This window comes from Corynebacterium aurimucosum, assembly GCF_046895345.1.
Classification (GTDB): Bacteria; Actinomycetota; Actinomycetes; order Mycobacteriales; family Mycobacteriaceae; genus Corynebacterium; species Corynebacterium aurimucosum_G.
Map to the genome: position 1 here is coordinate 664501 of NZ_CP160096.1, position 21697 is coordinate 686197.

20 protein-coding genes, 3 tRNA genes and 1 pseudogene are annotated in these 21697 nt (G+C 59.6%); 21 read left to right on the forward strand and 3 right to left on the reverse strand.

The window, feature by feature from the left end; translation table 11 throughout:
- Positions 1 to 2 precede the first annotated feature (2 nt).
- The 13 genes and pseudogenes from ABZS45_RS03275 (at position 3) to ABZS45_RS03335 (ending at position 11336) form a co-directional block, all read left to right on the forward strand.
- A tRNA-Cys gene (locus ABZS45_RS03275) sits at positions 3 to 73 on the forward strand.
- 32 nt (positions 74 to 105) lie between these two features.
- Positions 106 to 177 (forward strand) — tRNA-Val (locus ABZS45_RS03280).
- A 43-nt stretch (positions 178 to 220) separates the two neighbouring features.
- Positions 221 to 296 (forward strand) — tRNA-Gly (locus ABZS45_RS03285).
- Between the two features lie 170 nt (positions 297 to 466).
- The gene (locus ABZS45_RS03290; RefSeq protein ID WP_412100616.1) at positions 467 to 2533 is read left to right on the forward strand and encodes a vWA domain-containing protein; all 2067 of its coding nucleotides are present in this window, start codon (positions 467 to 469) and stop codon (positions 2531 to 2533) included.
- Positions 2534 to 2722: 189 nt separating this feature from the next.
- The gene (locus ABZS45_RS03295; RefSeq protein WP_412100617.1) at positions 2723 to 3319 is read left to right on the forward strand and encodes a copper resistance CopC family protein; all 597 of its coding nucleotides are present in this window, start codon (positions 2723 to 2725) and stop codon (positions 3317 to 3319) included.
- Between the two features lie 76 nt (positions 3320 to 3395).
- Entirely contained in the window at positions 3396 to 4049 is a 654-nt protein-coding gene (locus ABZS45_RS03300; protein WP_412100618.1) for a copper chaperone PCu(A)C, read from the forward strand.
- Positions 4050 to 4115: 66 nt separating this feature from the next.
- Positions 4116 to 5387, forward strand: a complete 1272-nt coding sequence (locus ABZS45_RS03305; protein ID WP_412100619.1) for a Dyp-type peroxidase — start codon at positions 4116 to 4118, stop codon at positions 5385 to 5387.
- A 93-nt stretch (positions 5388 to 5480) separates the two neighbouring features.
- Positions 5481 to 7542, forward strand: a pseudogene (gene thrS / locus ABZS45_RS03310) (threonine--tRNA ligase).
- Between the two features lie 43 nt (positions 7543 to 7585).
- A complete protein-coding gene (locus ABZS45_RS03315; protein ID WP_070446786.1) occupies positions 7586 to 8164 on the forward strand; it encodes an HIT family protein in 579 nt (192 codons plus the stop codon).
- The gene (pgsA, locus tag ABZS45_RS03320; protein WP_412100620.1) at positions 8157 to 8792 is read left to right on the forward strand and encodes a phosphatidylinositol phosphate synthase; all 636 of its coding nucleotides are present in this window, start codon (positions 8157 to 8159) and stop codon (positions 8790 to 8792) included. The genes ABZS45_RS03315 and pgsA overlap by 8 nt, the downstream gene beginning before the upstream one ends.
- Positions 8793 to 8855: 63 nt before the next feature.
- A complete protein-coding gene (locus ABZS45_RS03325) occupies positions 8856 to 9758 on the forward strand; it encodes a phosphatidylinositol mannoside acyltransferase (RefSeq protein WP_412100621.1) in 903 nt (300 codons plus the stop codon).
- Positions 9759 to 9776: 18 nt separating this feature from the next.
- Positions 9777 to 10877 (forward strand): glycosyltransferase family 4 protein, encoded by a 1101-nt coding sequence (locus ABZS45_RS03330; RefSeq protein ID WP_412100622.1) that lies wholly within the window; start codon positions 9777 to 9779, stop codon positions 10875 to 10877.
- On the forward strand, positions 10878 to 11336 hold the full coding sequence (locus ABZS45_RS03335) for a hypothetical protein (RefSeq protein ID WP_412100623.1): 459 nt from the start codon (positions 10878 to 10880) through the stop codon (positions 11334 to 11336).
- A gap of 13 nt (positions 11337 to 11349) precedes the next feature.
- Here ABZS45_RS03335 and ABZS45_RS03340 read toward each other — a convergent pair whose 3' ends face one another.
- Entirely contained in the window at positions 11350 to 12606 is a 1257-nt protein-coding gene (locus tag ABZS45_RS03340) for a DUF2029 domain-containing protein (RefSeq protein WP_412100624.1), read from the reverse strand.
- A complete protein-coding gene (locus ABZS45_RS03345; protein WP_412100625.1) occupies positions 12590 to 13072 on the reverse strand; it encodes a DUF3817 domain-containing protein in 483 nt (160 codons plus the stop codon). The genes ABZS45_RS03340 and ABZS45_RS03345 overlap by 17 nt, the downstream gene beginning before the upstream one ends.
- A gap of 118 nt (positions 13073 to 13190) precedes the next feature.
- On the opposite strand from ABZS45_RS03345, the gene ABZS45_RS03350 reads away from it, so the two are divergent.
- On the forward strand, positions 13191 to 14057 hold the full coding sequence (locus ABZS45_RS03350; protein WP_412100626.1) for an acyl-CoA thioesterase: 867 nt from the start codon (positions 13191 to 13193) through the stop codon (positions 14055 to 14057).
- 104 nt (positions 14058 to 14161) lie between these two features.
- Positions 14162 to 14917 carry a YebC/PmpR family DNA-binding transcriptional regulator gene (locus ABZS45_RS03355; RefSeq protein ID WP_412100627.1) on the forward strand — a complete coding sequence of 252 codons (756 nt, stop codon included), beginning with the start codon at positions 14162 to 14164 and terminating at the stop codon, positions 14915 to 14917.
- Between the two features lie 5 nt (positions 14918 to 14922).
- Here the strand turns inward: ABZS45_RS03355 and ABZS45_RS03360 are convergent, their stop codons facing one another.
- Positions 14923 to 15618, reverse strand: coding sequence for a nitroreductase (locus tag ABZS45_RS03360; RefSeq protein WP_412100628.1), 696 nt, complete (start codon positions 15616 to 15618; stop codon positions 14923 to 14925).
- Positions 15619 to 15758: 140 nt separating this feature from the next.
- Here ABZS45_RS03360 and ruvC point away from each other — a divergent pair, with 140 nt between their 5' ends.
- From ruvC to secF, 6 genes are all read left to right on the forward strand, one after another.
- Entirely contained in the window at positions 15759 to 16370 is a 612-nt protein-coding gene (ruvC, locus tag ABZS45_RS03365) for a crossover junction endodeoxyribonuclease RuvC (RefSeq protein ID WP_070446956.1), read from the forward strand.
- Between the two features lie 39 nt (positions 16371 to 16409).
- On the forward strand, positions 16410 to 17018 hold the full coding sequence (gene ruvA / locus ABZS45_RS03370) for a Holliday junction branch migration protein RuvA (protein WP_412100629.1): 609 nt from the start codon (positions 16410 to 16412) through the stop codon (positions 17016 to 17018).
- 15 nt (positions 17019 to 17033) lie between these two features.
- Positions 17034 to 18119, forward strand: coding sequence for a Holliday junction branch migration DNA helicase RuvB (gene ruvB, locus ABZS45_RS03375; RefSeq protein ID WP_412100630.1), 1086 nt, complete (start codon positions 17034 to 17036; stop codon positions 18117 to 18119).
- Positions 18120 to 18158: 39 nt separating this feature from the next.
- Positions 18159 to 18491: a preprotein translocase subunit YajC gene (gene yajC / locus ABZS45_RS03380; protein ID WP_412100631.1), complete on the forward strand. Its 333-nt coding sequence runs from the start codon at positions 18159 to 18161 to the stop codon at positions 18489 to 18491.
- Positions 18492 to 18737: 246 nt separating this feature from the next.
- Complete coding sequence (gene secD / locus ABZS45_RS03385) at positions 18738 to 20531, forward strand: protein translocase subunit SecD (protein WP_412101128.1); 1794 nt, start codon at positions 18738 to 18740, stop codon at positions 20529 to 20531.
- A gap of 2 nt (positions 20532 to 20533) precedes the next feature.
- On the forward strand, positions 20534 to 21697 hold the full coding sequence (gene secF, locus ABZS45_RS03390; RefSeq protein WP_412100632.1) for a protein translocase subunit SecF: 1164 nt from the start codon (positions 20534 to 20536) through the stop codon (positions 21695 to 21697).

Genomic DNA, 21697 nt, shown 5'->3' on the forward strand with positions numbered 1-21697 from the left:
ACGGTGGAATGGCCGAGTGGTGAGGCAACGGTCTGCAAAACCGTGCACACGGGTTCGATTCCCGTTTCCACCTCAAGAGCTGGCACCCAATTCTGGGTGCAGTGAGCGCGTTTAGCTCAGCGGGAGAGCGCTTCCCTGACACGGAAGAGGTCACTGGTTCAATCCCAGTATCGCGCACAGGGTTTCCACTAGGAGCCTGCGACGAGCGAGAGCTCGTCACGCGGATGTAGCGCAGTTGGTAGCGCATCACCTTGCCAAGGTGAGGGTCGCGAGTTCGAGTCTCGTCATCCGCTCCACATCGAGTGCCCCTCCTAAACTGGAGGGGCACTTTTTAGTTTTTCCGTCTCCCGGGTCGACTTCTAGGGTTAAGGGGGTGGAAAGGGGCTCTTCCCCGTCGACGAGAGAACTTCCATTCAGCTGTTTATGATGTTTCTCACAGTCTTGTCGTCCCAAGGAAGTAGACATCATGAAAGCCTTTTCTCCACCTTCGTCTTTCCCGCAGGGCCTGTCACGCGGGGTCTTTGCTATTCTCGCAGCGCTTTTCATCGCGTTTCTCGGCGTGGCGTCGATACCAGCTTTTGCGCAGAATCCCACCGGGGTGACGCCGAGCGCCGAGCCGAGCTCCGAAGCCACCTCCAATGGGGGTGCGGCCGATTCCCAGAGCGGCGCAACGATGCTCGTCCTCGACTCCTCTGGCTCGATGAATGCTCAAGACGCCGGCGGGCAGACCCGTCTCGATGCGGCGAAAGACGCAACGAAGAAATTCGTATCTGAACTTGGTGGCACCATTCCTCTCGGCCTAGTTACCTATGGCGGCACGGTCGACGAGGCCCCAGAGAACCAAGAAGCGGGGTGCCAGGACATCCACGTGGTCAGTGGCACCAAAGAGGATGTAGGGGATTCTTTCACCGGTCCTATTGATGCACTCCAGGCGAAGGGCTATACCCCGATTGGTGATTCTCTGAAGAAGGCCGCCGAGGAATTGGGTGGTCAGCACGGCACCATTGTGCTTGTCTCTGATGGAATCGATACCTGTGCGCCGCCGCCAGTATGTGAGGTGGCTAAGGAACTCCACGAGCAGGGCATTGACCTGGTCATCAACACCATTGGCTTTAACGTCGATGAGGAAGCCCGCAAGGAGCTTTCCTGCATTGCAGATGCCGCGGGCGGTGAGTATCTCGACGCCGATGATGCTGACTCACTGGCAGCGATGATTAAGAAGGCCGCTGGGCGCGCCGCGGACATCTATCAATCCGTTGTCGAGCAGATCGAAGGCAGCGAAGACATCAGCCAACCAACGCCGCTTCCACGCTGGGAATCTGGAGAGGACTTCATCTTCCGTGCTAAGTTGGATGCCCCGCCGAACGGTGGCGAGGATACTCACAAGGATTTCCACGCTGAGTCATGGTCTATTCCCGTTAAACCGGGTGAGCGCTATGTGGCGACGATATACAAGACTCTGGACGGCGCAGTGGTTAAGCCACAAAGTCTCGGTATGTCGGTTTTCTTTGGTGACGGTTCCGAGCCACCCACCGGAAATCATGGAGGTGAGCAAGGTTCCATCGAGTGCACTGCTGATCGGGACCCGTTCCATACCTCCATTCGCACAGATGCTTTGCCGAGCGCAAGCGCTTTTACGCGAGAAATGGGCTCCGAAACGTGTCCAGATGACGAGATTGTCTTGACCGCGATGCGAGCGTTGGACCATAAGCCAGAGGAGCCCCTAGACGTGGAAGTCCTCCTCCACCGCATTGACCCTGTGTCCAATATGGATGAGCTGGTGAGTGGGTTGACCAGTGAGGTTGAGGGCGAGCTTCATGCCAGTTTTGAAGGTGCTGAGAAAGTTCGTGCGGCTAGCTGGTTCGGCGATGCCATTGAGCTGAAAAGCGGAGACACCATCGAGACCGATATCGTGCGCGGTGAGGCGCAAGTCTTCAAGGTTCCCATGAAGGAAGGGCAGCAGCTTGCCGCCGCCTTGAAAGTAGGCGAGATGTCTGATGAGAATGCCTTGAAGTATTCGGCCCTCAACTTGGAGATTCTTAACCCAGCGCGCGAGCGAGCTGGTGACAACGATTCTATGTCGGCGTTGAACGAGGGCCAAGAACTTGCGGCACACTCAGTTACACCGACGGCATTCGCTAACCGTTTCGGTCAAAGTCAGGCAAACGGGCAAGAAGCCCAAGCTAACTGGTTGGAGGGGGACTATTACATCTTGGTCACCTTGGACGCGGGCACGGGGTCCGAAAAGGAAGATGAGGCGTCTGATAGTAAGCGAGACACGGTGAAATATGTCCTCACCACCAAGGTCTTGGGGGAGCCAATCCAAGGGCCCATCTATGAGCCTGTCAAGGAGAAGACTGAGGCACCGGAGAGTGATGGTGACGAAGGAAATGTGGACCAAGCAGCAAGCGCCGATGAGGATAAAGGCCTCGGCCTTGGCGCTCTCGGTTATTTCCTAGCTGCGGCCTTGGGCATCATCGCTGTTGCCGTAATCATCCTGGCAGTTATCCTTCTGCGCGGACGTAGCCACTAGAAGTCTTACAGAAAGCACGACCTTGCTGCTGGAGAAGGCTGGGAACTTTTCCGCCGCGTGCAACGACTACTTGGTAACCTCGCACATTCCGTGCGGGGTGAAGGATTGGCTCGAGGATCCCTCCCGGCGATAGGATGAGGGAACCTTCAACCAAAAGTTTCATCCGACCATCAAGGAGTAGTCCGGGAAATGCAGCTGCGTCAGGTCACTACGGGAATTACCGCTGGGGCCGCAGGCCTTGCGATTGGATTGTCCGCGCCGCTAGCGGTGGCACATGACTCAGTCATTGGCGGCAACGTGGTGGGTGACGCACCGCTGGAAGAGTTTCCGCGTGAAATCACGCTGGAGTTCTCTGGTATTCCCCGGGATGACTTCAATACTTTTGCCGTAAGCGATAAGTTAAGCGGCGAGGTGCTCTTTGACGCCACCCCAACCATTGATGGCCGCAATCTCACCGTTGAGGTTCCTCAGGATATCGAACCTGGCGATGGTGAATACCAGGTAGGTTTCCGCATTACCTCTTCCGATGGCCACTCCACGCTCGGTTCCGTGCCGTTTAGCGTGGGCTCTGGGGCCGGTGGGCATGAGGACGCAGATGCTTCTGCCGATGGTGCCAAGGAAGGCGAAGAGGCACAGGAGTCTCAGGATCCGCTGAGTTCCTTGCCCGCCGCGGCCAAATGGATCATTGGCGTAGGAGCAGTTCTCGTCGTCGGCGCGGCAGTCTTCGCCTTCGGGGCGAAAACACGTCGCTCGGGTGAAGAAGGCTCAGAAGACTCAGAAATCTAAACATCACGCGGCTCTGATGAGGCGAGAGCCAATCCGCACTTTCCTTAACTACTGTTACTGCAGAAAGGCATGTTTCATGCTGAATACTCGTTCTTTCCTCCGTGTCTCCGTGGCAGCTCTCGCAGCTGGCAGCCTTACCTTGGCGGCTTGCTCTCCGAGCGAAGAGGATTCCACCGCAGCCCCGTCGAGCGCTGCCGCTGGCGCTGACAATGGTGCCGACAAGGACGCAGAGGCCAGTACTTCGGTTTCTTCCTCCGCTGAGTCTGGCGTAACTTTCGAGGATGCTGTTGTGCGCGCCATGGAGAAGGACTCCGATATGACCGCTATTTTCGGCACTCTCCACAACAACACGGACAAGAACATCAACGTGGTTGGCTTCAGCTCTTCGGTGAAGGCGGAGCACTACGAGATCCATGAGGTTGTCGATGGCGTCATGCAGGAGAAGGAGGGCGGTTTCGATATCCCTGCCGGCGAATCCATTGAGCTCGCGCCGGGCGGTTTCCACTTCATGTTGATGGGCGTGACCGAGCCCGTCATGGCCGGCGAGACCGCAATCCTGACGCTGGAGCTTGCTGACGGTTCCACGGTCGAGCTCGGTGACATCCCGGTGCGCACCATTGGTGCCGGCGATGAAGACTACGGCGACATGGGCCACATGAACCACGGAGACATGGACCACTCGGAATCCGCAGACATGTCTGACATGAAGAAGGAAGATCACGCGCACTAGAAACCAGCGTGTTCCGAGCCAAGGTAGGCAAGAAATCAGTTCTCACGAGATAGGGAGAAATCAAGGATGAACGGGTTCGCGGAACCTGTCAGCCGGCGTGGATTACTCGCCGGAAGTGCTGTGGCGGCAAGCGCGGTAGCGCTTGCAAGCTGTGCGAAAGGGGATGAACCTGGACAGGCATCTGCGGATGCCTCCCGCGCAGCGCAGGCTGGTGACGCTGGGAGCACTGGGCCGGAGCGCCGCGAGGAAACCATGGGCGGCGATATCGTCGCCTTCGACGGCAAGCACCAGGCGGGCATCCAAACCCCGGTCCAGGCGCATGTGGAGCTGGTGGGCTTCAATCTGAAAAAGGGGACTACTGCACGCGGGGCGACCGCGCTCATGCGCCTATGGACGGAAGACGCCCGCCGCCTGTGCACCGGTGAGAACCCGCTGGGTAGCCTCGAGCCCGAATTGTCTACTACCCCAGCAAACCTCACCGTCACGTGCGGTTGGGGAGAGGGATTCTTCGACACGGTGGACGTCGCCAAGCCCAGCTGGCTGCGCGATATCCAGGCTTTTGACCATGATGACCTCCGCCCGGAATGGGGCCAGACAGATATCGTCCTGCAGATCTGCAGCGATGACCCTTTCACTGCCGCCTTCGTGTTGCGGCATATGACCCGCGCGGGCAAAGATTACGCCGACGTTGCGTGGATCCAGCAGGGGTTCAGCCATGCCTATGGCTCCGCACCGAAGGGGGAGACCCCACGCAACCTCTTTGGGCAAAAGGACGGAACGGTCAATCCCCGAAGCGATGAAGACTTCGACGAGCAGGTGTGGATCGAAGACGGCCCCTTCGCCGGCGGCAGCGCCATGGTGGTACGCCGCATCCACATGAACCTGGACACATGGGAGCAGCTTGATCGCGCGGCACGTGAGAACGCGACTGGGCGCACGCTCGAAACCGGTGCTCCTCTAGGCGCTAAGGACGAGTTCGACCCGGTGGATCTGGATGCCCGTAACGAGTTTGGGCTCAAAGCCATTGATGAAAACTCGCATGTCGCCAGAGCGCATCCGCCGGCAGAGCATCCAGAACAAAAGCTTTTGCGTCGCCCGTATAGCTACAACCTGCCGCCGACTCCGGAGACCACCCAGCGCGGTGAACTTAGCAACGCCGGATTGATCTTCATCTGCTACCAGAAGGACCCGACGAGGCAGTTTGAGCCTATTCAAGCGCGCCTTGATGAAGCGGATCGCCTCAATGAGTGGATTCGCCACATTGGTTCGGCCGTGTACTACATGCCGGCCGGAACTGAGGGCGAAACCTTCTGGGGCGAATCGCTCATACGCAGTTAAGAGGGGTAGACTAAGCCGCTGTAACTTTCTCGTTGAGTGCTGCTCGGCCAGGTATGTCGAGCGGCGCGTGAGCGCAAAGGAGCGCACCAAGTCATGGCGGAAATGATTCCAGCAGTCCCGGTGAACTACGAACCAATCACGGTCCCAGCCGGTACTGCCGTGGGAGCAGCGATGCGTGAGCATGAGCTGCCCAACAAGGGCCCGGAAGCTGTCGTCGTCGTCCGCGGCGCCGATGGAACCCTCTACGACCTTTCCCACACTCCGGACACGGACGCCGAGTTCACCCCGGTTGCTGCCTGCGAGGAAGACGGCCGCGCTGTTATCCGCCACTCCTGCGGACACGTCATGGCACAGGCAGTGCAGGCGGAATTCCCCGGCACCAAGCTGGGCATTGGCCCGGCCATCGAGAATGGCTTCTACTTTGACTTCCAGACCGCTGAGCCCTTCACCCCGGAGGACCTTAAGGCCATTGAGAAGCGTATGAAGAAGATCATCAAAGGCGGCCAGCGCTTCGAGCGCCACGTCTACTCCTCCACGGAGGAAGCAGAGCAGGCGCTTGCTGCCGAGCCGTTTAAGCTCGAGCTGGTCCAGGATAAGGGCAACGTGGATCCTGATTCCGATGAGGCTGCCGAGGTCGGTGCCGGGGATCTGACTCACTATGACAACGTGAACCCGCGTACCGGCGAGGTGGAGTGGTTTGATCTCTGCCGCGGCCCGCACGTGCCGACTACCAAGTACATCCCGGCATTTACGCTGACGCGTTCTTCTGCTGCCTACTGGCGCGGCGACCAGTCCAAGGCTGGCCTGCAGCGCATTTATGGCACCGCCTTCGAATCCAAGGAAGCCCTGGAGTCTTACAAGACCATGGTCGAAGAGGCCGAAAAGCGTGACCACCGCCGCCTGGGTGCTGAGCTGGACCTGTTTTCCTTCCCAGATGAGATTGGTTCTGGTTTCCCAGTCTTTCACCCCAATGGCGCCACCGTGCGCATGGAGATGGAAGAGCACTCCCGCCGCCGCCACATCGCCGACGGCTATTCCTTCGTATCCACCCCGCACCTGACCAAGGGCGACCTGTTCAAGAAGTCCGGTCACCTGGATTTCTACGCGGATGGCATGTTCCCGCCGATGCAGCTCGACGGCGAGTGGGATGAGGACGGCAACTGCACTAAGCAGCCGCAGGATTACTACGCCAAGCCGATGAACTGCCCGATGCACAACCTCATTTTCGCTTCTCGTGGTCGTTCCTACCGTGAATTGCCGCTGCGCCTCTTCGAGTTCGGTACGGTCTACCGCTACGAGAAGTCTGGCGTTATCCACGGCCTGACCCGCGCCCGCGGCTTTACCCAAGATGACTCGCACATTTACTGCACCCCGGAGCAGCTCGAAGACGAGCTGACCAAGGTTCTGGAGTTCATTATTTCCTTGCTCAAGGACTATGGCTTGGATGACTTCTACCTTGAACTGTCCACCAAGGACCCGAACAAGTACGTCGGCTCAGATGAGATTTGGGAGCGCTCGACGGCTATCTTGCAGTCAGTGGCGGAGAAGTCCGGCCTCGAGCTGGTTCCGGACCCAGCAGGCGCGGCCTTCTACGGCCCGAAGATTTCTGTTCAGGCTCGCGATGCCATCGGCCGTACCTGGCAGATGTCCACCGTGCAGCTGGACTTCAACTTGCCTGAGCGCTTCGAGCTTGAATACACAGCATCGGATGGCACGAAGCAGCGCCCGATCATGATTCACCGTGCGCTCTTCGGCTCCATTGAGCGTTTCTTCGGCGTGCTACTGGAGCACTATGCGGGGGCATTCCCGGCGTGGCTGGCTCCGCACCAGGTGGTGGGCATCCCGGTCGCCGATACCTTCGCCCCGCACCTCGAGGAAGTCTGTGCGCAGCTGCGCACGCGGCCTGCGCGCTGACGTGGACACGTCCGATGACCGCATGCAGAAGAAGATCCGCAACCACACCACGGGCAAGGTGCCATTCATGCTCCTGGCCGGTGAGCGTGACGTCGAAGCAGGTGCGGTGTCGTTCCGCTTCCTCGATGGAACCCAGGTCAATGGTGTGCCGGTCGAGGCGGCAATCAACGTTATCGAAGCGTGGGTTCGTGAGCGCAACAACGAGCAACCGACTAAGGACAGCATCGCCGAGCGCGTCTAGATGCAGGCATCTAGACAGAGGCTAGAAAGGGAGAACACTAAGAGTGGGAGAGTACGTCGATACCGGCCTGGGAACCCCCGACCGCTTAGAGCGCCTGTGGGCGCCGTACCGCATGAGCTACATCAAGCGTGAGGGCGGCGCCGGCGACGTGCCCAAGGAAGCCCATAATCCGTTCGTGGAGATTCCACAGATGTCGGACGAGGACGGGCTCATCGTTGCTCGTGGCGAGTTTGTCTACTGTGTTCTCAACCTCTACCCCTATAACGCCGGGCACATGATGGTGATCCCATACCGTCAGGAATCAGAGCTGGAAAACCTCACCGAGGAAGAATCTCGCGAGCTCTTTCAGTTCGCGCAGGCTGCTATTCGGGTTCTTAAAAAGGTCTCCGGCCCCGATGCTGTCAACGCAGGCTTTAACTTGGGACGTGCCTCGGGCGGCTCGGTGGGGCAGCACCTGCACATGCACATCGTTCCGCGCTGGAGCGGAGACTCAAATTTCATGACTATTGTGGACGGCGTCAAAGTGCTGCCGCAGCTCCTCAAAGACACCCGGTCCCTGTTGGCGCAGGGGTGGGCGGAGCTCGCCGCTGAGGGAATCATTTCAGGAGAAGCGCATGCTTAGTGTTCATGGGCGCAAACCCGCCGCCGTGGTTGTGGTCCCAGTGGCCAAACTCTTCCTGAAGATGGGGCTTACACCCAATGTCGTCACCGTCGTGGGCACGATCGTTACCATCGCTATTTCGGTCATCCTCATCCCACTTGATCACCTCTTTGCGGCTGCGCTGCTGTCGGGACTCTTCGCTGCTTTCGACATGCTCGACGGCACCATGGCGCGCCTGACCACCGGCGGATCCAACTTCGGCGCGACTCTCGACGCCTCCTGCGATCGCATCACGGATGGTGCTTTGTTCGCAGCGATCGCCTATTGGATGGTGTACGTCGATAACACCCACCCTCTCAACTTCGCCGCCTGCATGGTGGTGCTTGTGAGCTCCCAGGTCATTTCTTATGTTAAGGCGCGCGGCGAAGCCTCCGGTTTTAAGATGGTCGGCGGACTCGTCGAACGCCCCGAGCGCCTCATCTTGGGCCTCGGCGGCGTGGGGCTGGAAGGATTGGGCGTGCCTTATGCACTCGAGGTTGCCCTGTGGCTACTGGCCGTGGGCTCTGTCTTCACCATTTACCAGCGCATGCGCCAAGCAGCGCGTCAGGACACCAAGGCGCGTTTCAAGAAGGATCTGAAGCACCTTTAGTCCGATACCTTCTTCTACCGGAAGGTACCGCGCCCTCAGCCCACACAGAAAGGCTCCCGAACCGTGGCTCTACTGGACCGTGACCGGCTGACCGCCGCCGCATACATCGCGTGCTGGAAGGTTGTGCGCTTCCTTCCCCAGTCGCTGGCAGCCTGGCTGTTCGAACGCGGCGCGGATCTGGCAAGTGACAACGGCCAAGGCATGGAACAGCTGCGCCAGAACCTGAGCCGGGTCGTGGGGGCGGAAAACGTCACACGGGAGCTGGTGCGGGATTCGATGCGCTCCTATATGCGCTACTGGCTCGAGGCTTTCCGTCTGCCTGCTATCCATTCGGACCCGGATCTGCAGCGGCATCTATTGGCAGGTCTGCGCGGCAAGGAACATGCTGATGCCTCCGTGGCTTCCGGGCGTGGGGTGATTTTTGCGCTTCCGCACTCCGGTAATTGGGACATGGCGGGTGTGTTCTGTGTGGGGCACTATGGCGGCTTCACTACGGTGGCTGAGCGCTTGAAGCCAGAGGTGCTTTTTGACGCCTTCGTGGACTACCGCGAGAGCCTTGGCTTCACTGTCCTGCCACTGACCGGTGGCAGTTCTTCTCCTTACCCGCGTCTGAAGGACACTCTGGAACGCGGTGGGGTGGTGTGTTTGTTGTCTGAGCGGGACCTCACGCGCACCGGTGTGGCGGTAGACTTCATGGGCGAAGAGGCTAACGTTGCCGCCGGCCCCGCCCAGCTGGCCATCGAGACAGGAGCTGCACTCCATGTCGTGCACTCGTGGTTTGACGGTAAGGATTGGGGGCTATCGGTCAGCCCCGAGGTGGAGGTCACTGACCTGCAGGAGACGTGCCAGCGCCTTGCGGATGGCTTTGCGGAGAACATCAGGGCACATCCAGAAGACTGGCACATGTTGCAGCCGCATTGGAACGCCGACGTGGAGCGGCGGCGAGCTGCTCGCCAGAAAAAGTAGAAAGGCAGAACACAGACCATGCGCATAGGCATTATCTGCCCTTATTCCTTCGACGAACCCGGCGGAGTTCAGGCCCACATCCTTGACCTAGCTACTGTCTTCATCGAACAGGGGCACCACGTGGAGGTGCTGGGGCCGGCGTCGACAAGCACGCAGGTGCCTAGCTTTGTGCGCAAGGGTGGCTGGGCCGTGCCAATTACCTATAACGGCTCGGTGGCTCGCCTGTCTATCGGCCCGCACGTGCGCCGCAACATCAAGCGCTTCATTCGCGAGGGAAACTTCGACATCCTTCACATCCACGAGCCGAATTCCCCGAGCTATTCCATGGCTGCGCTGGCAGCGGCACGTGGCCCTATTGTGGCGACGTACCATGCTTCGGCATCAAGCTCCATGGCGCTGACCCTGGCCAAACCTTTCCTGCGCCCCTACCTGGAAAAGATCCGGGGAGGCATTGCAGTCTCAGAGATGGCTCGCCGCTGGCAGGTAGAGCAGTTGGGCGGTGACCCCGTGCTCATTCCCAATGGGGTTGATACCTCTGTGTATGCGCGCGAGCGTGCTCGTGCTGGACATGCGCCGAAAGATTCTGAGATTGAGATCGTGTTCTTGGGCCGCCTCGATGAGCCGCGCAAGGGCCTGGATATTCTTCTTAAGGCCCTCACCTTGCTTTCAGAGAAGGTGCGGGTGACGGTCATGGGCGGCGGCCATCTGCGAAGCGTTCCCGGAGTCGATTTTGTGGGGCGCGTCAGCGATGCCGAAAAGGCAGCCATTTTGGGGCGTGCCGATATTTACGTGGCTCCCAACACCGGCGGCGAGAGCTTCGGCATCGTCCTGGTTGAGGCAATGGCAGCTGGCTGTGCAGTGGTGGCTTCGGACTTGGAGGCCTTCGCTGCGGTGTGCAACGCCGACTCGGAGGAACCTGCTGGTGCCTTGTTCAGAACCGGTGATGCCACGGACTTGGCGCGCGTGCTGCAGGATGTAGTAAACGATACGGACAAGCGACAGGCCTTGATCAAGGCAGGAGTGGAGCGTGCCCGCGAATACGATTGGGATCATGTGGCCGCTGCCGTCATGCGCGTGTACGAGACGGTGGCGGATGGCACAAAGGTCCGGGTGTCATAAATGGCTATCGAGATAGTTATCGTCCTCGCTGTGCTCCTCGTACTAGGTATGTGGGCGCTGTACACGGCGCAGCGGCTCAACTCGCTCCACATTCGCACGGACGCAGCCTTGGCGCAGCTCGAAGCCACTCTGGATCGCCGCGCAGCAGTGATAAGTGCCTTGGCTCCTGAGCTTGAGGCCATCGCGGCGCGCGCAGAGTCAACGGAGCTTGCGCAAGGGCATTTCGATGAACGAGCCACCCGGGAACGGGAGCTCTCGGCGGCTATTGCGCAGCGCTTTGAAGCGCGCCCGGCCGTGCTTGCCGACGCCGAAGGCCGCATCCACCTAGCGCATCGCTTCTATAACGAGGCAGTCAGCGATACCCGCGCGCTGCGCCTGCGGCCAGCCGTCAAGCTGCTGCGTCTGGGAGGAACCGCGAAATTGCCGGAGTACTTTGAGCTCAGTCAGATCGACGTGTGATTCACCTGCCCTGTCACACCCGCGCCTGATTCGCTTTTGCCACACGGTACTCAAGCAGGTGCCAGTAGACCGCAAATGCGGTCATCGCCAGGATGAGTAGATTGCGCAACACGAGAGCGTAGACCGGGTTGGGGTTTTCGCCCACAAAGAACCAGATGTAGTTATACCCATAGGGGTAGATGACGGTTCCCAAGGCCGCCGTTCCTACAGCGAGCACCGCCATGATGGCGCGTACCCCTTTAATGTCAGCGGCCACCTTCCGTGGGGTGGTGGCCGCCGTGGGAGTAGGGGAGCGAAGCGCCACCGCTAGTATCGGCCCAAGCCACACGATGTATTGCGGGGAGAAGACCTTATTTGTCGCGATGAGAAGGAGGATCGCCGCGATGAAGAAGACGAGGGAAGAGTGCGGGCTCCAATTCCCGCGCAGAAAGTGCACGAGTGCCACTCCCACGATCCACGCGAGGGCCGCTCCCATGGCGATGCTGCTCAACGCAATCGCTGTGTCGACGCCGGGGCCGGTGATCTCAAAGCTTTTCGACGCCGCATATCCCATCGTCCACACATCAGGCTGGTGATGAGCTTGGTAGACGAACCAGGTGGCGGCTAGAGACTCAATCTGGAGGCCGCGTTCTCCTTGATAGGTCAATGGGGAGAGAACTCGATCCACGCTGGTCATTGCAGCCACGCCGAGGGACAGGGCAACGAGACTTCCAAAGAACACGGCTAGTCGCTGCCAGGTATCGCGAGAGGTTGCTCGCCCGACAAGCCCAGCAGCGAGGACCCCCGGCCACAGTTTCGCGGCGGTGGCCCAAGCCAACAAAACCGAGGCAAGTCTCGGGCGGGTAGCCAGAAGCGCGCCCGCGCCAGCGACAAGCAAGGCAGGATAAAGATCGAGTCGCCATGCGAATACGTGACCCGCCGCGGTGCCGAAGAACACCCAGAACCACCCAGCGCTATACGCCCCTGGGGTGGAACGGTGATGGCGTAGGAGGAGGGCGAGGAAAGTGGCGTCAGCAAGCAGCATCATTGCCGTAAAACCGATGGCATAGCGCTCAAAGTCGTAGCCAGTAAGCCACGCAAGCAGGACGCTTGGCCACGTGCCGACTTGGGGATATTCCGTCATGTCGCTCGGGTTCGGGCCATAGACGCCCTCCAGGTAGTACCGAACGTCCCCCAGCGGTCCCTTCTCGTTGACGAGTAGGTAGATAAGGAAAAGACGTGCCAGCACCCAGCCGGCCCAGATACTGGGAGCCTTAGCGATTGTTTTCAATGGTGGACTCGACATCGACGGGCGGACCCAACATGAGCAGAACGCTAAAGACTACAGCTACAACGAGCAGCGCGATGATTGCGGTGCGCACTGGGTGGCGGATGGCCTGTGCCAGGATCTTGTCGAAGAATCCCCGTGGCTGAGCGTCATCGCTAAACCGCCATGGGCCGGCGACGAGTCCGCGCCGCGAAACCCACACTGCAAAGGGCAAGGCCGCGAAGGGAATCACGGTGACTACCAAGCCTAGAATCCCCACGCCGAGTGACCATCGGTTGTTGATCCATACCAGCGCCGTCATAAGCAAGAAGCAGAGAAAACCGAAGCCGTGGATACCTCCCGCAATGGGGGTGAGTGCCTCGGTGGCGCCGGAGTATTTGAGGATCATCGAGAAGATCAGTAGGGCCCAAGTGAACATTTCCAGGTAAGCGGCCACGCGGTGCACGCTGTGCGGGGTGGTGGAAGTCATGCGGAATATAGTACGCAACCTCTGGGCGTGGATCAGCATGTGAGTAGGATGGTCGAGGTTGGTGTGGCGGGCGCCATAACACGGCGTAGGCCACAACGCTAAAGGAAGGGAGTAGGGCATGGCATCGGTGGCCCAGGCGGTCGATATTGAGCGGATCGGCACAGATGAGTTCCGCGCCCCTGTGGTTCCATCGCGGATTAAGCGCACCTTTGGCGGACAAACTATGGCGCAAGCACTGAGGTCAGCGCAGCTGACGGTAGAGGGCAAGTTAGCGCACTCCCTGCACTGTTACTTCGTGGGGCCGGGCGATTCGAGCGCACCCACCACCATCCAAGTCGAGCGGATCAGGGATGGCCGTTCTTTTGCGCACCGCCACGTGCGCGTCTTTCAGGACGATCGCCTGATCTTCATGCTCAGTGCCGGTTTCCACGCGACCGGGGATATTGGTCCTGAGCATCAGGCCGCAATGCCACATGTACCGACACCGGAGAGTATTAAGGACTCGCCTTACTCCACCCGTATCATTTTGAAGGAGTGGGAAGACTGGGATGTGCGGCTCGTTCCGGACGCGGACCGCGATGCTGTCGCTGCCGAAACCACTGGGGCGGGGTTTAGGAATATCTGGTTCCGCAATACCGGTGAACTGCTTACTACCACCCCCGAGCAGTCCCTCCATCAGGCGGCGTTGTTGTATATGTCTGACATGACGCTGATTCGCACGGCGCTTCTGCCGCACCAAGGCGAAAAGATTCAGCTAGCCAGCTTGGATCATTCGCTGTGGTTCTTGCGGCCAGTGCGGGTGGATGAGTGGATGCTGTATTCACAGTCCAGTCCCTCGGCACAAACTGGTACGGGGCTTGCCCAAGGAAAGATTTTCAATCAGCGCGGCGAGCTACTGGCCGTGGCGATGCAGGAGGGATTGACACGCACCCTGCATCCCGACAGCGAAGGCTCCAGTGCCAATGGCAATTGGCAAAACGTCTAGGATGCAGGCGGGGCACGGCCCCCTGTGCTGGTGGAGGCTCGGTGAGGCCGTATAATTACAACAGTTTCCACACAAGTCTTTTAAGCCACATCGAAAGGGATGACATGGCAGGCCACTCTAAATGGGCAACAACGAAGCACAAGAAGGCGGCGAACGATGCCAAGCGTGGCAAGGAATTTGCCAAGCTGATCAAGAATATCGAGGTGGCAGCACGCACCGGCGGCGGTGACCCTGCAGCCAACCCCACCCTCGATGACATGATCAAGAAGGCTAAGAAAGCCTCCGTTCCCAACGACAACATTGAGCGCGCCCGCAAGCGCGGTTCCGGCGAAGAGGCCGGCGGTGCCGATTGGGAAACCGTGATGTACGAGGGCTATGGCCCGAACGGCGTGGCCATGCTCATCGAGTGCCTGACGGATAACCGTAACCGTGCGGCGACGGATGTCCGCACTGCGATGACCAAGAATGGCGGCAACCTCGGCGAGTCCGGTTCCGTGGCATATATGTTCTCCCGCACCGGTCTGGTTATGGTGGAGAAAGGCGAACTCAGTGAAGATGACATCCTTCTCGCCGTCCTCGAGGCCGGTGCCGAAGAGGTCAACGACAATGGCGAGAAGTTCGAGATCACCTGCGCACCGGGCGATGTTCCTGCCGTGCGTGAGGCGCTCGTTGCTGCCGATATCGAGGTCGATGACACCGATACCGACTTCCGTGCTTCCGTTGAGGTGCCGCTGCAGGCAGATGATGCCCGCAAGATCTTCCGCCTCATCGATGCTCTCGAGGATTCGGATGATGTCCAGAACGTTTACACCAACATGGACTTAAGCGAAGAGGTCCTCGCCGACCTGGGCGAGGACTAAGAAGACTAGTCGAGCTCGAGGCCTTCCATGCCATGAGCAGTCACCGTCTCTGACAATGGTGCGCGGCCCGGGGCAGTCTTGAACACGGGGCTGGACTGGTCTGCTACGCCGAAGGTTAGGGCGGTGACGAGTTTGAGCTCCTCGTCTACGTCCAGGAACTCACGGACGGTTGGGGCGAGCAGCGAAATCATGCCCTGCGGGACGCCGTGATAGCCGTGCGCCTGGAGCGAGAGCAAAAAATTCCCCGCATAGGTGCCTTGGTCAAAAGCTGCACGGATGCGGTCACCCATCGGGGGAATGAAAAGCAGTGCGGTGTGCGGGGCGCCGAAGAAGCGAAGGTTTTCACGGATAAATTCCGTGCGGGCTTCTTTATCCTCGCGCGCAATGCCGAGGAGCCCATACATTTTGGCCGCCAGTTGCTGAGAGCGCTGCGGGTGAACGCCTTGACCGTAGTCAATCGTGAAATCTGGGTTGATGCCGTTCTTATCGAATTCGGATATGAGAGCAGCGCTTAGTTCTTGCAGTGCCGTACCGCCGACGAGGTGCACATTCCATGGTTGGGTATTGGAATTGGAGGGGGCGGATCGGGCGTCGATAAGCACCTGCTTTATGACATCAGCGGGGAGCGGCTCTGGAAGGAATGCGCGCGGTGAATGGCGGGAACGAATAAACTCTGAATAGTCATTAGGATGTTGAGACATGCGCGCCACTCTACGCCGCGCGGTAGGAGAGGCGAGTAAGCGGCTTGGGGACTGCCTAGACTAGAACACATGTGTGTACACTGTTCCTAGATAAACAAGCGCTTCACAAGGGCGCGTGCAACAAGGGCGAGGAGGCGGCCGTGAACTTGGAGGGGCTGCGCGTCATGGGCATTGATCCCGGTCTGACGCGCTGCGGTCTGTCAGTTGTCCAAGCCGGGCGTGGGCGTGGGGTCATTCCCATCGCCGTCGGGGTCGTCCGCACCCCCAGTGACAAGGACTTGGGGGAGCGCCTGAAGCGACTATCGGTGGCGGTCCGGGAATGGATGGATGACTATAAGCCGGACGTCGTGGCCCTCGAGCGAGTATTCGAACGCGGTCAAGTCTCAACCGTGATGCAGACCGCACACGCAGTTGGGGTATTGGTCCTTGCTGCAGCAGAGCGGGATATTCCGGTGCACATGTACACCCCTTCCGAAGTCAAGAAGGCAATTTCAGGCAATGGGCGCGCTGATAAGAAGCAAATGACCGCCATGATTACTCGAATCTTGGGGCTCAGTGAGGCGCCTAAGCCGGCCGACGCTGCGGATGCCTTAGCCCTAGCCGTGTGTCACTGCTGGCGTGCGCCAGCCCTGGCATGGATGACCGGCGGTGATGCGAGCGCTGGCGTCGGGGCCGGGGCACGAACGAGCGGAGTACGCGGCACCTCGCCGCGTACTGCATCCGTTTCCCGGGCGGCGAAGACGACCTCCTAAGCTAACTGGCACAACCACTCACACCAAGGAACCCTATTAATGATTGCATCTTTGCGCGGAACCGTCCTAGACATCCAGCTTGACCATGCCGTGCTGGAATGCGCTGGCGTGGGCTATAAGGTCCTGGCCACCCCGGCCATGCTGGGAACCCTACAGCGCGGCGAGGAAGCGCGGGTCATGACCACGCTCGTGGTGAAGGAAGACTCGATGACGCTGTACGGCTTCACCAGTCAGGATGACCGCGATATGTTCCACGTCCTCCAAACGGTTTCGGGGCTGGGGCCAAAACTAGCTCTAGCCGCTCTGTCCGTGATGAGCGCGGGCGATTTGGCTCAGGCGATTGCGGGGGAGGAGGCCGCACGCTTGCAGAAAATCCCGGGAGTGGGCAAACGCGTTGCACAGCGGTTGATTCTGGAGCTTAAAGATAAGGTCAAGGCCTTCGCCCCGACAGAAGGCGCGGATCTCTCGGCTGCTGTACCAGCTGCCGCCGGGCCGGTGGTTGAGGATGTCGTCGAGGCGCTTATTGGGTTGGGCTTTACTGATAAAATGGCCCGCCCAGTGGTGGAATCCGTGGTGGCAGAGCAACCCGATGCGGTGACGCCGGTGGTGCTGCGCGCAGCGCTGAGCCAGCTTGGCGCCAAGAAATAGGGGAGAGTGGGTGACATGTCAGACGTAGAACGCACTGAATTTAAGCTTCCGGAGGGGATGGATTTAAGCTCGCCTCCGCAGCGTAACCAGGATGTGGACGCCACAGAGCAACAGGGCGAGCACGATATTGAGCGCTCGCTGCGCCCGAAGTCCCTCGATGAATTCATTGGCCAACCCAAGGTGCGCGAGCAGCTATCGCTCGTGCTCAATGGCGCGAAAAACCGTGGTGTCACCCCGGATCACGTGTTGCTCTCCGGCCCACCTGGGCTGGGCAAGACCACCATGGCGATGATCATCGCCCAAGAGCTGGGAAGCTCCTTGCGTATGACCTCGGGCCCAGCGCTGGAGAGGGCCGGGGATCTGGCAGCGATGTTGTCTAATTTGATGGAGGGGGATGTGCTCTTCATCGATGAAATTCACCGCATCGCCCGCCCAGCCGAGGAAATGCTCTACATGGCAATGGAGGATTTCCGCATCGATGTCATCGTGGGCAAAGGCCCAGGAGCGACGTCCATCCCGCTGGAAATCCCGCCTTTTACACTGGTAGGAGCGACAACTCGTGCGGGCATGCTGACTGGTCCGTTGCGTGATCGCTTCGGTTTCACCGCGCAGATGGAGTATTACGATACTGAGGATCTCACCCGGGTAATTAGCCGTGCAGCGCGGATTCTGGAGGTAGACATCGATCAGGATGCCGCGGTAGAGATTGGTTCCCGCTCGCGTGGAACGCCGCGTATCGCTAACCGCCTTCTGCGTCGAGTCCGCGACTATGCCGAAGTCAACGGGGATGGACATATTAATGTTGCAGCTGCCCAGGCAGCGCTGCGGGTCTTCGACGTCGATGAGCGCGGATTGGACCGCCTTGACCGCGCGGTGCTCGGGGCTTTGATCAAAGGCCACGGCGGTGGCCCCGTAGGAGTGAATACCCTAGCCATCGCGGTGGGCGAGGAACCATCGACGGTGGAGGAGGTTTGTGAGCCCTATCTCGTGCGCGCCGGCATGATCTCACGAACCGGCCGCGGCCGTGTGGCAACAGCCGCCGCATGGCAACACCTAGGACTGGAGGCGCCCGAGGGGGCGGCTGGCGGGACCCTTTTTTAATTGGCCCGGAGGCAGGGCGGTCTGGCACACTGGCCTTTTATGAACGGAACTCAACTTCTTCTTCTCCTTGTCCTCGCCATCCTCGTCATCTTGCCGAGCTTCATGTCGATGCGAGCGCAGCGCAAGCGCCAGGCGCAGATGCAGAAGCTCCAATCCTCGCTGCAGGCGGGGCAGGAAGTGATTACCGCCGGCGGCCTCCACGGCACCGTCGTCGAGGCCCGCGGCGAGCAGGTTGATCTGCAGGTGAAGGATGGCACGGTAATGACCTTCGACACGATGGCCATCGTTCGCTCCGCTGACGCAGCCGGCGCAAACACTGATGCGCCAGTGGAGACGGAGGATGAGAACGACGAGCGCTTCCCGAAACTCTAAGATTGCGTTGCGCTCGTCACAGTGCGGGCGCGTACCTTAAGTCTGTTAAGGAAAACAACGGTCCATGACGTACCATGGTGGACTGTGCTTTAGTCGTGGTGGCACCGCGCCGCCCAGTGCGTGCGCGGCGGTTGCTGCCATGACCTATGATTTTTAGCCCTGTTCCTCACAACACAGGAGATCTTTGTGTCCGCTTCGAAACGTGGTGGCGTTAGCAGCCGTCAACGGCAATGGCCCAAGCGTGCGATGGCGCTTTTCGCGCTCATTGTCATCGCGGTTTATGCGCTGATATTTTTGACCGGTGATAAATCACCAACACCCAAGCTCGGCATTGACCTGCAGGGCGGAACCCGCGTAACTCTGGTGCCGCAGGGCGAAGACCCCACCCAGGAACAGCTGCAGCAGGCGCGCACCATCCTCGAGCAGCGCGTGAATGGCATGGGCGTGTCTGGTTCTGAGGTCGTCATCAGCGGCGACAGCTTGGTCATTACCGTCCCCGGTGAAGATGCCTCCCAGGCGCAGGCCGTGGGCCAAACCTCCCAGCTGCTGTTCCGCCCAGTGGGCGAGCAGCCGATGCCAGACATGGGCAAGCTTGAGAAGACCATGACGGATATGGCTAACCGGTGGGTTAAGTACGGGGTGGTAACTCCGGAGCATGCTAATCAGTCGCTGGCCTCCATCCATGAGGCACTCAACCAGAGTGCCGACGCCGCCCAGGACGGTGATAAGAAGGACAAGGAGAAGGATGACAAGTCACCGGCTCCGACTGTGAGCGAAAAGCCGCTTCCGGACCCAGCGAACTCCCTTGAGGAAACTGATCGCCGCGACAAGGTTACTGAGGTTCTGCTCACGGACCGCCAGTCCGAAGACCCCACCGTGCAGACCGCAGCCTTGGGACTGATGACCTGTGATGCGGAGTCCGATCCGCTGGCGGGTACCGACGACCCTGCAAAGCCCTTGGTGGCTTGTGATTACTCGAATCAGCAGCCCTACATTCTTAACCCGGCTCCGCTGCTGGACGGCATTGAAGATCCGAACGGAACTCGCCTGACCGGTAACGAGATTGATAACAACGCCCCGATTCAGGGCGGGCTTAATTCCCAGACTGGTCAGATGGAGATTAACTTCGCCTTCAAGACCGGCGATGGCCCCAATGGTTCGCAAACCTGGGCCACCCTGACCCAGGAGTATCTCCAAAAGCAGGTGGCTATCACCCTCGACTCCGCCGTGATTTCCGCGCCGGTAATCCAAGGCCCGACCCCGGTTGGTTCTGCTACTTCCATCACCGGTGACTTCACGCAGGAGGAGGCCCAGAACTTGGCCAATAATCTGCGTTATGGTGCGCTCCCGCTGTCCTTTACTGGTGCTAACGGCGAGCCGGGTGGCACGGTAGAAACCGTTCCGCCATCGCTGGGTAAGGCAGCTCTTGAGGCAGCGCTCATCGCGGGCATCGTGGGCCTCATCCTGGTTTCGCTGTATTCCATCTACTACTTCCGTGCCCTGTCCGCGGTGGCGCTGCTGGTCCTCATCGCTACCTGCGTTCTGCTTTATGGCGCACTGGTTCTGCTGGGCCGGTGGATTGGTTACTCGCTTGACCTTTCCGGCATGGCGGGCTTGGTTATCGGTATTGGCGCCACGGCTGACTCCTTCGTCGTCTACTACGAGCGTATGAAGGATGAGCTCTTGAGCGGACGTACCTTCCGCTCCGCCACCCGCACTGGTTGGGAGCGTTCGCGAGCAACGATTGTCACAGGTAAGGCCGTGACCCTCATCGGCTCCGTCGTGGTCTACTTCTTGTCCATTGGCGCCGTCAAGGGCTTTGCCTTCACCATGGGCCTCACCACCATCTTCGACCTCGTCGTATCCTTCCTGATCATGGCACCGCTCATGCAGCTTCTTGGTAGCCGCCCAGCCTTTGCCAAGCCGTCGATGAACGGCCTGGGCGGTATTTACAACCTTGTGGAGGAGCGCCGTGAACGCGGCTTTTATGCCAAACCGGCCAAGAAACCCGTCGCTACTGCTACGGATGAGGAGAAGTAACCATGGCTGTCGAAACTACTAACCGCAAGATTTCCCGTTTTGACCGTCTCTATGTGGACGGCAGTGGGTTTGACTTCGTGGGCCGGGCTAAGACCTGGTACACCATCGCCGGCGTGCTGCTTATTGCCTCGATCCTGGCTATCGTACTTCGTGGCTTCAATCTGTCCCTTGATTTCGAGGGCGGCACGAAGCTCAACATGCCTGCAGGCGATCTTTCTACTGAACTGGTAGAGGAAACCTTCACGGAAGCCACCGGTGTCACCCCGGAGCTGGTGCAGATTGTGGGCGCCGGTTCTTCGGAGACTCTGGAGATCACCTCCGAGCGCCTGTCGCAGGATGAGGTTAACCAGGCACGCCAGGCTATCTTTGAGACGTACCAAGTCAAGGACGACAACGGCAAGCCGAGCCCGGATGCAATTGGCTCCTCGACGGTGTCGGAATCCTGGGGTTCGTCGATCACCCAACGCATGGTTATTGCCATGGCTGTCTTCCTCGTATTGGCCACCATCTATGTGGCGGTCCGCCTGCAGCGCGATATGGCTTTTGCCGCTATCCTCGCGCTCATTTTTGACGGCGTCTTCATCGCGGGCATCTACGCGCTCTTCGGATTCGAGGTGTCCCCGGCCGTCATCATCGGTCTGCTGACAGTCCTGACCTTCTCCCTCTACGATTCCGTCATTGTCTTCGACAAGGTGGATGAGAATACAACGGGGCTGGAAGGCCAACGCAAGAAGACCTACGCCGAGCTCACTAACTTGGCTGTCAACCAGACCGTGATGCGTTCCATCTCCACCTCGGTGATTTCGGCCTTGCCTATCATCGCGCTGTTCATAGTCGCTGTGTGGTTAATGGGCATTGGTACCTTGCGCGATCTGGCATTGGTTCAGTTCATTGGCGTTATTGAAGGTGTCTTTTCCTCCATCTTCCTGGCCACCACGTTGCTGGTGACGTTGTCGAATCAGCGCAAGAGCGTTAAGAAGCACAATGAAGTGGTCGCTGCCTACCGCGCCGAGGGCTGGAGCGCAGAAGCAGAGGATGAGGATGCGCCGAAGGCTACACGCACCGTGGCTTCCCCGGCCGCAGCTTCTGCACCCGCCGCAACACAGACCGAATCCGGGCCGCGTAGCGATGAGTCCGGTGGGGCGTCCTGGCGCCCTGGGCGCTAA